This window comes from Nocardioides panacihumi (assembly GCF_039530925.1).
In the GTDB taxonomy this organism is placed as follows: domain Bacteria; phylum Actinomycetota; class Actinomycetes; order Propionibacteriales; family Nocardioidaceae; genus Nocardioides; species Nocardioides panacihumi.
The window spans coordinates 1,916,072-1,928,885 of the sequence record NZ_BAAAPB010000001.1; the positions used below are offsets into that span (position 1 = coordinate 1,916,072).

13 protein-coding genes are annotated in these 12,814 nt (G+C 72.0%); 5 read left to right on the forward strand and 8 right to left on the reverse strand.

Annotated features, from left to right (window positions below; genetic code table 11):
- Positions 1-21 precede the first annotated feature (21 nt).
- The 8 genes from ABD205_RS09045 to ABD205_RS09080 form a co-directional block, all read right to left on the reverse strand.
- Positions 22-570: a GNAT family N-acetyltransferase gene (locus ABD205_RS09045; RefSeq protein ID WP_344044422.1), complete on the reverse strand. Its 549-nt coding sequence runs from the start codon at positions 568-570 to the stop codon at positions 22-24.
- A gap of 56 nt (positions 571-626) precedes the next feature.
- Positions 627-1,364: a hypothetical protein gene (locus ABD205_RS09050; RefSeq protein ID WP_344044423.1), complete on the reverse strand. Its 738-nt coding sequence runs from the start codon at positions 1,362-1,364 to the stop codon at positions 627-629.
- 153 nt (positions 1,365-1,517) lie between these two features.
- On the reverse strand, positions 1,518-4,241 hold the full coding sequence (locus tag ABD205_RS09055; RefSeq protein ID WP_344044424.1) for a helix-turn-helix transcriptional regulator: 2,724 nt from the start codon (positions 4,239-4,241) through the stop codon (positions 1,518-1,520).
- Positions 4,242-4,316: 75 nt separating this feature from the next.
- Complete coding sequence (locus ABD205_RS09060; RefSeq protein WP_344044425.1) at positions 4,317-4,547, reverse strand: hypothetical protein; 231 nt, start codon at positions 4,545-4,547, stop codon at positions 4,317-4,319.
- Complete coding sequence (locus tag ABD205_RS09065; protein WP_344044426.1) at positions 4,547-5,038, reverse strand: GNAT family N-acetyltransferase; 492 nt, start codon at positions 5,036-5,038, stop codon at positions 4,547-4,549. Before ABD205_RS09065 ends, ABD205_RS09060 begins: the two co-directional genes overlap by 1 nt.
- Before the next feature lie 107 nt (positions 5,039-5,145).
- Complete coding sequence (locus ABD205_RS09070; RefSeq protein WP_344044427.1) at positions 5,146-5,361, reverse strand: heavy-metal-associated domain-containing protein; 216 nt, start codon at positions 5,359-5,361, stop codon at positions 5,146-5,148.
- Between the two features lie 144 nt (positions 5,362-5,505).
- The gene (locus tag ABD205_RS09075; protein ID WP_344044428.1) at positions 5,506-6,990 is read right to left on the reverse strand and encodes an MFS transporter; all 1,485 of its coding nucleotides are present in this window, start codon (positions 6,988-6,990) and stop codon (positions 5,506-5,508) included.
- Between the two features lie 180 nt (positions 6,991-7,170).
- Positions 7,171-7,914: a helix-turn-helix transcriptional regulator gene (locus ABD205_RS09080; protein ID WP_344044429.1), complete on the reverse strand. Its 744-nt coding sequence runs from the start codon at positions 7,912-7,914 to the stop codon at positions 7,171-7,173.
- Positions 7,915-7,999: 85 nt separating this feature from the next.
- On the opposite strand from ABD205_RS09080, the gene ABD205_RS09085 reads away from it, so the two are divergent.
- The 5 genes from ABD205_RS09085 to ABD205_RS09105 form a co-directional block, all read left to right on the forward strand.
- Positions 8,000-8,410 (forward strand): hypothetical protein, encoded by a 411-nt coding sequence (locus ABD205_RS09085; RefSeq protein WP_344044430.1) that lies wholly within the window; start codon positions 8,000-8,002, stop codon positions 8,408-8,410.
- A 43-nt stretch (positions 8,411-8,453) separates the two neighbouring features.
- Entirely contained in the window at positions 8,454-8,888 is a 435-nt protein-coding gene (gene arr / locus ABD205_RS09090) for an NAD(+)--rifampin ADP-ribosyltransferase (protein ID WP_344044431.1), read from the forward strand.
- A 63-nt stretch (positions 8,889-8,951) separates the two neighbouring features.
- Positions 8,952-9,779, forward strand: a complete 828-nt coding sequence (locus tag ABD205_RS09095) for a class II glutamine amidotransferase (RefSeq protein ID WP_344044432.1) — start codon at positions 8,952-8,954, stop codon at positions 9,777-9,779.
- A gap of 115 nt (positions 9,780-9,894) precedes the next feature.
- Positions 9,895-11,685, forward strand: a complete 1,791-nt coding sequence (locus ABD205_RS09100) for a hypothetical protein (RefSeq protein WP_344044433.1) — start codon at positions 9,895-9,897, stop codon at positions 11,683-11,685.
- A gap of 428 nt (positions 11,686-12,113) precedes the next feature.
- The coding region (locus ABD205_RS09105; protein ID WP_344044434.1) for a DUF222 domain-containing protein at positions 12,114-12,814 on the forward strand (701 nt) is incomplete at its 3' end.

The following is a 12,814-nucleotide window of genomic DNA, read 5'->3' on the forward strand; positions in this document are numbered from 1 at the left end:
GACCCGGGGTCCACAGGCGGACTAACTCGGCGGGTCGTCGTGGAGGACCTTCTGGAACATCACGTGGTCCTGCCAGGCGCCTGCGATGAACAGGTACTTCGCGGCCATGCCGAACTGCTCGAACCCACATCGCCGCAGCACCACCTGGGACGCCTCGTTGTGCGCGAGCGTGCCGGCCTCGAGTCGGTGCAGGCCGAGGTCGGCGGCGCGCCGTACGGCGGCCCGGACCGCTGCGGTCGCGAGCCCGCGGCCGGTGTGCCGGTGGTCGATCCAGTAGCCCAGGTTCGCGCTCTGGAAGACACCACGGGCGATGTTGCTCAGGTTGACCCGGCCGACGACCTCCGCCTCCTGCCCGGACCCGTGCCAGATCAGCCAGGGGTCCTGCCGGCCCGCGGCGGCATCGGCGACCTTGGCCCGAGCATCCTCGTGGTGCCACGCCTCGGTGAAGAACTGCTCCTGCCGGCGCGGCTCCCACGGCGCGAGATGGTCGCGGTTGCGGGCGTACGCATCCCTCAGCGCCGACGCGTCGTCGATGGCCAAGGGGCGGATCTCGTAGCCGGGGAGCAGCACTTTGGCAGGGTAGAGGCCGCCGGACCAGTCGGGGTGAAGGGCTCCGGTCGCAGCGTTCATCGCCGTACGTCCCGCGCCTCGACGGCGTGACCTGCGCGGCGGGAGATCACGAGCAGCCAGGTCATCCAGGCCAGGCTGAAGACCCAGGAGGCGATGATCAGGATCGAGTGCGTCGAGGTGAAGCCCTGGGCGCCCGCGACCCAGCCCTCGGCCAGGCAGGCGATGCCCGACAGCCCGGTCGGGGTGGCGATCGTCCGGGGCACGTCGGTCCCGGCTGCCGCCATCGCGACCGCGAACGCGACCAGCGCCAGTCCCAGCGCGTAGGCGTGGTAGCTGCTCATGCCCCACTCGAGCCAGCGCATCGCCTCGGCGCTGGCGAACCGCGCCGACCTGTCCGCATCGGCGGCCGACGCCCAGGCGTGATCGACCTGCTTGTTGCCGATACCGTCGACGGCCTGGAGGACGCCGTACAACGCGAGGGAGACGACGGCGAGGACCGCGCCGATCCGGGCGGCCCACATCGGGCGACGCGTCCGGGCCTCCAAGGCGGAACAGAGGGCGACGAGCCCGGCGACGGTGATGGCGACGGCCAGGAACTGGAACGCGTGGACGCCCTTCCAATCGCTGCTGTGGGCGTACGTGGCGAAGATCGACCGGTGCTCGTTGGCATCGCCACCGGCGTGGAGCTGGGTGACGAGGATGAACAGGACCTGGCCGGCGAGGAGCAGGATCGCCGAGAGGCATAGCGAGCTGTCCGCGGCGTTCCGGCGGGAGCTGATCGTGTCAGTGGTCATCGGTGGACTCTCTTTCGTTGCTCGACGGGGAGGCTGGCCCGACACCGTGCGGTGGGGCGCGCCGCCATCGTCCGATCGGCCCGCGTGCGGTCGCACCGGCGATTTCACCGGGTTGGCCCGCCGCCCGAGCCCCGAGGGCGGGCGGAGTGGCGCTCAGGCGGGGTCGAGCGCGAGTGCGACGAGCTCGGTGCGCGAGCTGATGCCGAGCTTCGTGAACACGTTGCGCAGGTGGAAGTCGACCGTTCGGGGGCTGATGAACAGACGGCCCGCGACGTCCTTGTTCGACAGGCCCTGTCGCACGAGGCCGGCGACCTGGGACTCCTGGGCCGTGAGCTCGGTGGCGACGAGGTCGGGGCCCCGGCGCGCGGTCTCGCCTGACGCTCGCAGCTCCTGCCGGGCGCGCTCGGCCCAGAAGCCGGCTCCGAGGGTCTCGAACGTCTCGAGCGCCTCGCGCAGCGGGATGCGGGCGTCGCTACGGCGTCGTTCCCGTCGTAGGAACTCACCCAACGCGAGCTGTGTGCGCGCCCGGGCCGGCAGCCGCGACGACCGGGCGTGCCACTCCAGCGCCTGGCGGAAGTCCTCCTCGACCTCCGCGCCACCGAGGACAGCTCGGCAGTGGTGGACAGCCGCCCATGCCCAGGCCATGTCGGTGCCTTCGGCGAACGCTCGGAGCTCGCCGAGCCACTCCTCGGCCAGGTCGCGGCGGTCTGCTCGGACGGCGGTCTCGATCCGGTCGAGCGCCGAGAGTCCGCGTGCGATCGGCAGCTCGATCTGCTCGAGGTGATGGAGCGCGGTAGCGGGAGTGATGTCGGGTTGCCGGGCAGCGGCCCAGTGCGTGAGGCCTGCGACGAGGCCGGCCACCGTGCCGCGCGGCGGGTGCTGCTCGAGGGCACGCCTCAGCTCGTCGAGGTGAGCGGGGGCGTCGGGGGCGCCGCGCAGTGCGGCGATGACGGCGAGCTCGGCGAGAGGGAAGGTGACCAGCTCGTCGAGCCCGAGGTTGCGGTCCAGCAGCACGGCTTCCTGGGCGTACGACGAGCCTTGGGCCCACGCCCCGGTCGCGATCCGGAACACGACGCCGCGGGTGAGCGCGTGCTCGACCATGTTGACCGCGCCGGCATCGCGGGCGTGCTGGAGCTGGAGGTCGTGCAGCTCGATGGCGCGGGCGTCGTCCCCGAGGTGCATGGTCGCGATCGCGAGGTTGTGGTGCAGCATCGGTGGAGCGTCCGGCCCGATCGGTGTCCCCCATGCGCGGCGCAGAGCCGCGGCGGCCTCGGCCCAGTCGCTGCGACGGACGGCCGAGAAGCCATCGAGCAGCCATCCGGCGACGAGCTCCTCCGGTGGTGCGGTGGACGCGGGGGGCGGGACGATGGTGGCGGGGTCGGGTGCATCGGCGGACCGCGCCCCGAAGGACGCGAGCGCGGCAGCGAGCATGGCCAGGACGCGCGCCCGGGCGGGGTCGTGGGGTGCGGCGGTCGTGGCCGCCTGGCACACCAGGCGGTAGCCCTCGTCGAGCGACCCGGTGTTCCACTCGACCTGGCCCTGAAGAGCGATGAGGTCTGCGCGCAGGAGGGGGTCGGTGGCGTCCAGCAGCGCAGCACGAGCGAGGCGGTCGGTCTCGATCGGACGACCGGCGGCGACGTACGCCCCCGCCGCTGCGAACAGCCGCCGTGCGCGGGCGTGTGGGTCGAGGGTCAGCTCGGCGGCGCGCGTCCAGGCCGAGGCAGCGGCCTCGTGGCCGCCCCGGCGTCGGGCTCGCTCCGCGGCCTCGTCGAGGGCGGCGACGACCACGTCGTCGGGTCCGTCGACGGATGCGGCCAGGTGCCAGGCCCGTCGGTCGTCCTGCGGTGTCCCGGCCAAGGCGTCCGCCAGGGCGCGGTGGGCCTGACGTCGTCTGGAGCTGGTCGCGGCACCGTAGATCGCGGACCGGACCAGCGGGTGACGCAGCGTCAGGACGCCGTCGTTCTCCGCGAGCAGCCCCGACTCCTCGGCGACGTCCAGCGCGTCGGGGTCCGCGCCGAGACCCTGCGCAGCGCGGGCGATGGTCGAGGCTCGGCCGGAGTCGTCGGCCGCGGCGACCAGGAGCAGTGTCTGGGCAGACGCGGGGAGGCGGCGGTAGCGGTCGAGGAAGGTGCGCTCGACACCTTCGGTCAGAGGCAGCCGGTCCGGCAGCCGTGCGTGACCGGACAGCTGGTCGGCGCTCAGGGCGCGGGTCAGCTCCAGGAGCCCGAGCGGGTTGCCGGCGGTGACCTCGAGCAGCTCAGCCCGCACCTGAGGCGCGACCGTCGCCCCGAGCTGGTCGGCGATCAGGGCCTCCGCGGCGTCCGCGTCCACCCCGGGCACGGTCAGCACCGGCAGGTCGGGGGAGTCGAAGGCCCCGGTCGCGTCGTCGCGTACGGCGAACAGCAACGCGACGGACTCGCCCTCGAGTCTGCGCGCGGCGAACAGCAGCGCCGCGGTCGAGGCGTCGTCGAGCCAGTGGGCGTCGTCCACGACGGCGACGACCGCGCCTCGGGCGGCGACCTCCGAGAGCAGGTTCAGCGTCGCCAGGAAGACGAGGTGGCGGTCGCCGACGTCGTCAGTCGACTCTCCGAACGCCGCGCGCAGGGCTTGCGCCTGAGGGGCCGGGATCGCGTCCAGCCCGTCCAACACCGGGCGCAGGAGCCGGTGCAGGGCCGCGAACGGCAGCGGCGCCTCGGACTCGACCCCGCGCGTCCGGAGCACGGTCAGGTCGTCCGCGGCGGCGACGGCGTCCTCGAGGAGCGCGGACTTCCCGACCCCCGGCTGGCCGCGCAGCAGCAGCGCGGAACCGCGTCCGTCCCGCGCACGGTCGAGGAGCTCGGCCAGTGCCGCCTGCTCCAGGTCCCTCCCCCGCAACACGCACGACAGCGTAGCCACGGGCGGCGTCGGTTGAGCCGGGATCGGTGAGGTCACCGGGTCGGCCGGCGAGCACCGTCAGCTGCGGACACGGCACCCGACACGGTCGAGGACGGCGATGACGTCGGTCCGGTCCACGGGCTCCTCGGCGGTGACCAGGAGCGTCCCGGCCGCGACGTCGAGGGCGCAGCGACTCACCCCCGGGAGCCGTCCGACGTGGCCGTGGACCGCGTCGGTGATGTGGCAGCAGACCGGGCCGTCGAGGAGGAACACGACCGAGCCGACGAACGTCCGCGGGGTGTCGCGCATCATCGGCGGTCCAGGTAGTCGACGTACGCGCTGGGCTGCCAGGCGGCGACCACCTTGGTCCGCAGGCTGGCGCCGAGCCGTCGGTAGAACCGGTGTCCGGCCGCGTTGTCCTCGCGAACGCCCCACGTGATCACGAGCCGGTCGTGCTCGGCGTGCTCGGCGAGGGCGGCCATGAGCTGCCCCCCGACGCCGTGGTCGCGAGCGTCGGACCGGACGTACAGGTCGTCCAGGGCGAAGATGTCACGGCCGACCCACAGGTTGAGCTGGCGGATGCCGCTGACGTAGCCGACCGGCCGGTCGTCGGCGAACGCGAGCAGCACCACGACCGAGGGTTCGGCGAGCATGCGGCGCCAGTCGTCGACGGTGGCGTGGACGGCATCGGCGGTGTTCTCGTGGGTGGCGAGCTCGACGAGCATGGTGTGCACGAGCGGGGCGTCGTCGACCTCGGCCCGTCGGATCCGGACGTCGGTGGCGGTGGTCTGTGGTGGCATTGCGGGTCTCCTCAGGATGGGTTCGTCCACGGGTCCGCGGACTCGGGGTGGGAAGGCGTCGTCCGTCGCGGTCCTGACGCGCGAGGCGGGGTGCGCGGTGGCGGCGGTCAGGAGCCGAGCAGGTAGCCGGCCTCGTCGACGGCGGCGGTGATCTCGTCGTCGGCGATCGGGTGGGTGCTGTCGACGACGACGTCGCCGGTCGCCAGGTCGACGGTCACGTCCGTGACACCGTCGATGGCGCCGATCTCTCGCTCGACGGCGGACACGCAGTGGCCGCAGGTCATCCCGGTGACCCGGTAGATCCGGCTGGTGGCGGTGGACATGGACTTCTCCTTCTCGTGGGTGGGGCGGACATCGCTGTCCGGTGCTGGGGTGCAGGGGTGCAGGGGTGTGCGGTGGTGCCAGGTGTTTCGACAGGTCCAGCGTCGGTTTCCCCGGCCGTGGTCGCACCGGGGAAGCCGCCGGGTTCAGTGGCCGTGGCCGTGGCCGTGGCCGTGCCCGTGGCCGTGCCCCTGCCCGTGGCCCGCGGATGACGCGGCTTCGGGGTCGTGGCCCGGCAGGAGGGCGGTCGGCAGCAGCAGGGCGCCGAGGCCGATCGCGATCGCGAGGAAGGCGTCGTGCGAGCCGTGGACGATGCCGGCCCGGGTGGTGAGGTCGCCGGCGACCGCGGTGAGGACCGCCACGCCGAGCGCGGCGCCGATCTCGTGACCGGTCATCAGCAGGCCGGAGGCCATGCCGGACCGCTCCTGCGGGACGTCGCTCATCGCGGCGACCGAGATCGCGACGAACATCGGTCCGACGCCCAGGCCGAGCAGGGCGAAGCCCGGCAGCACGTCGGTCAGGTAGCTCGGGTCGGCGTCGATCGAGGCGAGCACGAGCGCGCCGGCGGCGGCGACGGCCAGGCCGGTGACGATGAGCCTCTTCGCGCCGACGTGGGGGAGTGCCTTGGAGGCGACGGCGGCGCTGGCGGTGATGAACGCCGCGAGCGGCAGGAACTGGAGACCGGCCACGAGCGCGGACGAGCCGAGCACCTGCTGCAGGTAGAGCGAGCTCAGGAAGATCGCGCCGACGACGGCGCCGGTCACGCCGGCCATCACGATCGACGCGGAGACCAGCGAGCGGATCCGCCAGGTGGCGGGCGGGACGATGGGTGCGGTGACCCGGCGCTCGTTGACCACGAACGCGCCGAGCAGGACGACCGCGGCCGCAGCCGCGACGAGGGTCGGTGCGGAGGTCCAGCCGTGGCTGGTCGTCGACTGGACGGCGTACACGAGGACGAGCAGGCCGCTCACCAGGGTCAGCGCGCCGGAGAGGTCGAGCCGTCGGGCGTCAGCGCCGACGGTGCTGGGCATCGACGGCACCTTGGCGAGGACGCCGGCGAGGACAGCGGCACCGACCGGCACGTTGATGAAGAAGACCGCGCGCCAGTCGAAGACGGTCGTGAGGATGCCGCCGAACAGGACGCCCGCGGCGATCCCCATGCTGGCGACGGTGCCCCACAGGGCGAGGGCCGTGGCGCGCTGGCGACCCGCGTAGCTGGTCACCACGATCGACATCGCGGCCGGCGTCAGCATGGCGGCGCCGGCGCCCTGGCCGCCGCGAGCCAGGATCAGCGTGAGCGGCGAGCCGGCGAGCCCGGAGACCAGGGAGCCGACGGTGAAGACCGTGAGGCCGGTCAGGAACATCCGGCGCCGGTCGAACAGGTCCGCCATCCGCCCGCCGAGCAGGAGGAAGCCGCCGCTGAGCAGCACGTAGGCGCTGACGGCCCACTGGTAGTCGCCCGAGGACAGGTGGAGGTCGGACGCGATGCTCGGCAGGGCGACGTTCACGACACTGACGTCGAGCACGACCATCACCTGGGCGGTCAGCATCAGCGCCAGCACGACCCAGGGGCGTCGCGGAGCGTCTTCGGAATCGGGCGGTGAGGGCGGGTGGTGGAGCTCGGTGGACATCGCGTTCTCCTTCGCGCTGCTTGGGCCGGCGGAGGTGCCGGCGACGTCCACGAGCGTGGTCGCGAGCGGTCGATGTTCGCGCTGGCGAAATCGCCAGGGTTCGGCTCGCCCGGGTTCGGTTCGCCAGGGTTCGGCCGAGGTCCGGTACGCCGGGAGCGCGGCGAGCTCGGCCTGTGACGATCAGCGCCCGGCGCCGGACGGACCGACGTGGCCCGACGCGCTGCGGACGGTCACGCAGCATCGATCCGGGTCGGGATGCAGCTCGGGCACGAGAGAGCGACGGCCGAGGCCGTCGCACACGCCGGCGACGAACTCGAGGTTCAGCCCGCACACGAGCTCGGTCTGGTCCTGGGCGACCTTGTGGAACGGGCAGTTGTGCAGCACGAGGACCTCGCCCTCGGCGCGTGGCTCGTAGCCCAGTGGCAGCAGTGCGTCGGTGAGCGTGCCCAGGTCGGAGTCGGTGTGCTGCTCCTCGACCGAGCCTTCGGCCGCCCGGCTGCTGCCGTGCTCGGTGCCAGCCTTGCGGGCCACGGCGACCGCCACGGGGGCGACGGCCTCACCGGCCTTTGTCGCTTCGACCACGGCTGTCGCCAGGATGCGGCTCAGCAGGTCGTACTGACGCTCGGGCAGGGACACCGCGAACTCGCGGGCGGCTCGGCGATACACCTTGGCCGGGCGACCCGACCCGGGACCGGTGCGTCCGGAGAGGCGGCGGTAGCCGATCTCGAGCAGCCCGTCCTTGGCGAGCTTGTCGAGGTGGAACTTCGCGGTGTGGACCGCGACGCCCGCCAGCTGCGCGGCGTCCTCGCGACCGATGGGCTCAGGGGCTGAGGCGACCACGCGGTAGAGGCGTCGACGTACCGGATCGCCCAGTGCGGCGATGACCGGCACGTCCCGCTCGAACGAGGCTCCCTCGGCGTCCACGTCTAAAAGATAGTTCTATTGACGAAAACCTGGCAACGGGTGTTCCATCGGAGAAACATTTCTCCGATGGAAGGGAAGTCGTCAGATGACCACCTCAGAACGCCCCGTCACCACCTCCGCCCGCCGCGAGCGCACCGGCGCCGACGAGGCGTACCTGCTGCTGCGCACCGTCTTCACCGTCGCGCCGATCGTGTTCGGCATCGACAAGTTCACCCAGATCCTCAGCGACTGGGACTTCTACCTGGCTCCGTGGATCAACGACCTGGTCCCGGGCTCGGCGCACGACGCGATGATGATGGTCGGCGTCGTGGAGATCCTCGCCGGCGTCCTCGTCGCCCTCCGGCCACGCATCGGCGCGTACGTCGTCGCGCTCTGGCTCGCCGGCATCATCGTCAACCTGGTGACCCTGGGCGACTACTACGACGTCGCGCTCCGTGACTTCGGGCTCCTCGTCGGGGCGCTGGCCCTCGGGCGCCTGGCCTCCGATCGGCGCTGAGTCGGTCCTCCTTGCCGCAGCGCCGACGACCTAGGGTCGTGGCATGAGCGCGACAGGCGAGTCGGTGCCCTTCGAGGTCTATCAGCCCGGCGTCTACCTGCACGGCACGAAGGCGGTCCTCGCGATGGGCGAGCTGCTGGTGCCGGGCCGTGAGTCGAACTTCGAGGCCGGCCGGACGATGAACTTCATCTACTTCACCGCGACCCTCGACGCGGCGGTCTGGGGCGCCGAGCTCGCCGTCGGGGAGGATCGTGGTCGGATCTACGTCGTCGAGCCGACCGGTGAGTTCGAGGACGACCCCAACGTCACCGACAAGAAGTTCCCCGGGAACCCGACGCAGTCCTTCCGCAGCCGCACACCGCTGCGCGTGGTCGGCGAGGTCGACGATTGGGTCGGTCATTCGGCGGAGAAGCTGCAGGCGATGCGGGACGGGCTGCTCGCGCTGAAGCGGCAGGGCGCGGCGAAGATCGAGGACTGAGCCTGCGTACCTTCACCCCTTCTGGGTGAGACCCTCGCCGCCCGGCTGTGGTTCGGTGCGGGCATGTGCAGGTGGATGGCGTACTACGGCAGCCCGATGCTGGTCGACGACCTGATCTTCAAGCCGAAGCACTCGCTGATCGACCAGAGCCTCCACTCCACGATGGGGGCGACGACGACCAACGGCGACGGCTTCGGGATCGGCTGGTACGGCGAGGGTCCCGAGCCCGCGATCTACAAGAACGTCAGCCCTGCGTGGAACGACGCGAACCTCCACGAGATCGCTCGGCAGGTCCGGACGCCGCTGCTCTTCGCCCATATCCGGGCCGCGACGGGAACTGCGGTGCAGCGCAGCAACTGCCACCCCTTCCGGTGGGGCCGCTGGCTCTGGATGCACAACGGCATGATCAACGGGTTCCACGAGATGAAGCGTGACCTCATGCTCCAGGTCGAGCCGTCGATCTTCGCGGACATGGAGGGCTCGACGGACTCCGAGATGCTCTTCTTCCTGGCACTCTCGTTCGGCCTGACCGACGACCCGATCCGGGCGGTCGAGCGCGCGGTCGGACTGGTGGAGAAGGTGGCCTCGGACCACGGCATCCCGCATCCGGTGCAGATGACGGTCGCGACGGCCAACGGCGAATCGGTCTGGGCGTTCCGCTACTCGAGCGAGGGGAAGTCGCGGTCGCTCTTCTTCTCCACCGACGTGACCCGCCTGCGTGAGCTCTACCCCGACAACCCGGTCCTCCTGAACGCGGGCGACGAGACCCGGCTGGTCGTCTCCGAGCCGTTGGGGGACCTGCCCGGAGCCTGGAACGAGGTCCCGGAGTCGTCCGCGGGCATCGTGCGTCCCGGAGTGGACGAGCTGATCCCGTTCCGGCCGGTCGCCTGAGGGCGGACGGGTGGATTGACGTGGGCCTCGTATCTGGGGCCTCGGTCGCGACCTCCACATCGCTGTAGCAGCACATCGCTGTCGCCGGCCGAGCCCGAGACGAAGGAGACCTTCGATGTCCATCCCCTTGCGGCGGCCGCTGGCCGCCATGGTCGGCGTGATGTCCCTGGCAGCGGGCACCGCGACGCTCGCAGCCGGCCCCGCCCGGTCCGTGCCGCCGCCCGCCGAGGCGCAGTGCCCACAGGCCTACCCGGTCGGAGACCTGGTCAAGGACCAGCCGGTCGACGGCCTCACGGTCTCGTCCGGGACGGCCCCCGACACGTTCACCGGCACGGTCCTCGGCACGATCACCGACGGCATCGCGGCCGGGCTGGACATGATCGTCGTACGTCTCTCCTCGCCCGAGATCGACCGCGTCGGGGGCATCTGGGAGGGCATGAGCGGCTCTCCGGTGTACGCCGCGGACGGCCGCCTCATCGGTGCGGTGTCGTACGGCCTGGCTTTCGGGTCGTCCCCGGTGGCGGGCGTGACGCCCGCCGGCGAGATGCAGGCCCTGCTGACCACCGCTCCGTCACCGCAGCCGCAACCTCGCCTGCGCGTCAGCGTGCCCGCCCGGATCCAGGCGCGCATGGTCGCGGGCGGAGCGGCGACCGAGCAGGCGGCGAGCTCCGGCCTCCAGCGGCTGGCCGTCCCGGTCGGCGTCTCCGGCCTCAGCAGCGCCCGGCTCGGCAAGGCTGCGTCCCGGCTCGACCTGGGCAACGTCCGTCTCTACCGCGCCGCGCCGGCGGTCACCGCGCCGCTCGCCGGCGACGGGCAGATCTTCGCGGGCAGCAACCTCGCGGCCTCGCTGTCGTACGGCGACCTCTCGGCCGTCGGCACGGGCACCACGACGATGGTCTGCGGCGACACGGTCGTCGGCTTCGGGCACCCCTTCTCGTTCTCCGGTGACACGTCGATGACGATGCATGCCGCCAGCGTCGTCTACGTCCAGGAGGACCCGCTCGGCGTGCCGTTCAAGGTCTCCAACCCCACCGGCCCGGTCGGCGTCGTCGACGAGGACCGGCTGGCCGGCATCAAGGGCGAGCTCGGCGCCGCGCCCGCCAGCACGCTGGTGCGCACGGTCGTGACCGGGCCGCGCGGCCGGAGTCGCACCGGGGACACCCGGGTCAGCGTCCCTGACTTCGCGTCGACGGCGACCGCGCTCGGGCTGCTGTCGAACATGGACCGCGTCTTCGACCACACCGGGAAGGGCTCGTCGTACGTCCAGTTCACCATCAGTGGGCACACGTCGGCCGGGGCGCCCTTCACGCTCACGCGCACCAACCGGTTCGCCGACTCCGCCGACGTGAGCTACGCGAGCATCCTCGAGCCGCCGGCTGCGGTCGACGCGCTGCTGGGCAACGACTTCACCGCCGTGACGCTCGACCAGGTCCGCGTCAACGCGTCGATGAGCGATCAGGTGCGGGCGTTCCGCGTCGCCAGGGTGCAGGTGCGGGCCCGGCACGCGTGGCGCACCGTCGGGCCGGACTCGGTGGTCCGGACCCGGCGTGGGCGCGATGTCGTCCTGCGGGCCGTCCTCGGATCGCGGCGCAACGAGCTCGGCTCGAAGCTGGTCACCGTCCGCCTCCACGTGCCGCGCTCCGCGCCGCGTGGCGACACGGGCGTGGTGCAGGTGGGCGCCGAGGGCGACCAGGGCGGAGACGGAAGCGGGGACCCCACGCTCGGCGGTGAGCCGACGTCGTTCGGTCAGCTCCTCCGGTCGCTGCAGACGGCGCCGCGCAACGACGGGCTTCTCGTCAGCCTGCAGCTCTCGTCGAGCGAGGACGGCACGCCGGCGGCGCAGACCAAGGCGCAGGTGGGGGACGTCGTCACCGGGGCTGCGCAGTTCACGCTTCGCATCCGGTGAGGGTGACCTGGTTGCTGCTTGTGGGCGTTTGAGTGTTCGGCGCAGGGCGCGGACGTCGCGCTCCTCTGTTCTTGGGAGCGTGGGGGAGCGTCCCGCACCATCTCGGGCGTTGCCCCGCTCGTAGCAGCGGTGCTCGTGCCTGTCATCGGCCGGGTGGTCACCACGAGGTGGGACCGTTCCTTGAGGTTCGCGGCGGTCGTCGTGTTCATCCTCGACGCGTGGGCATGGCTGTCGGCGATGGCCGCCGTCGCCTGACGTCACACGGGTCGCACGGGTCGCGTCTCAAGATGGCGCGATCCAGTGGGGTTGCCTTTGCATTCGAACAGGTGTACGGTTGCAGTCGATCGTCAGTCACTCCGGTGGCTCCACCTCCACGTCGATCAGCAGACCGTTCTCCTCTGTCCGTGTCGTGCATCCGTGGAGTGTTGATGAGTGTTGTGAACGCTGAGCCGCCCCGTCGGCCCGTGGCGTCGCGGGTGGCGGGGGTGCATCGGTTCCTGGGTCGGTTGCACGAGGTGCTGGACGGGGTGCTGGACGGGGGCGAGGTCGATCGGCTGTGGGCGGTCTCGCCGGAGCAGTTGGGTGAGTGTGTGCGTGAGGCCTATGCCGCGGTGGCGCGGCTGGAGCAGCTCACCCTGGCCCTGGTGGCCCAGGCCGACTCCTCCGACCTGGCGGCCTATGACGGTGAGACCAGCCTGGTCGCCTGGCTCCGCGACCGGGTACGTCTGGCCCCTGGTGTGGCGAAGCGACAGATCACGCTGGCTCGGGGGTTGGAGGAGCATCCGTTGACCCGGGCGGCGCTCGCGAACGGCGCGTTCCCGGCCGCCTCCGCCACGGTCATCCTGGCCGCCCTGGACGCCCTGCCCGACGAGGTCGACAGCGACCTGGTGGCCCAGGCCGAGGAGTACCTGGCCGGGCAGGCCCACGCCCACGACACCCACACCCTGCGCCGGCTGGCCGACCACCTCGAGGAGGTCATCGACCCCGACGGCGCCGACGCCCGCCTCGCCACCCAGCTCGCCCGCGCCGAAGCCCGCGCCGCCCGCACCACCCTCGTGAACCTCACCCATGACGAGGTCACCGCCACCACCACCGGCAGCTTCCGCATCCCCCTGCTCGACGGGGTCCG

Excerpts from the sequence above, each read along its gene's own strand:
- ABD205_RS09050 (WP_344044423.1), bottom strand. The coding sequence starts at position 1,364 with ATGACCACTGACACGATCAGCTCCCGCCGGAACGCCGCGGACAGCTCG.
- ABD205_RS09060 (WP_344044425.1), bottom strand. The coding sequence starts at position 4,547 with ATGCGCGACACCCCGCGGACGTTCGTCGGCTCGGTCGTGTTCCTCCTC.
- ABD205_RS09065 (WP_344044426.1), bottom strand. The coding sequence starts at position 5,038 with ATGCCACCACAGACCACCGCCACCGACGTCCGGATCCGACGGGCCGAG.
- ABD205_RS09070 (WP_344044427.1), bottom strand. The coding sequence starts at position 5,361 with ATGTCCACCGCCACCAGCCGGATCTACCGGGTCACCGGGATGACCTGC.
- ABD205_RS09075 (WP_344044428.1), bottom strand. The coding sequence starts at position 6,990 with ATGTCCACCGAGCTCCACCACCCGCCCTCACCGCCCGATTCCGAAGAC.
- ABD205_RS09085 (WP_344044430.1), top strand. The coding sequence starts at position 8,000 with ATGACCACCTCAGAACGCCCCGTCACCACCTCCGCCCGCCGCGAGCGC.
- arr (WP_344044431.1), top strand. The coding sequence starts at position 8,454 with ATGAGCGCGACAGGCGAGTCGGTGCCCTTCGAGGTCTATCAGCCCGGC.
- ABD205_RS09095 (WP_344044432.1), top strand. The coding sequence starts at position 8,952 with ATGTGCAGGTGGATGGCGTACTACGGCAGCCCGATGCTGGTCGACGAC.
- ABD205_RS09100 (WP_344044433.1), top strand. The coding sequence starts at position 9,895 with ATGTCCATCCCCTTGCGGCGGCCGCTGGCCGCCATGGTCGGCGTGATG.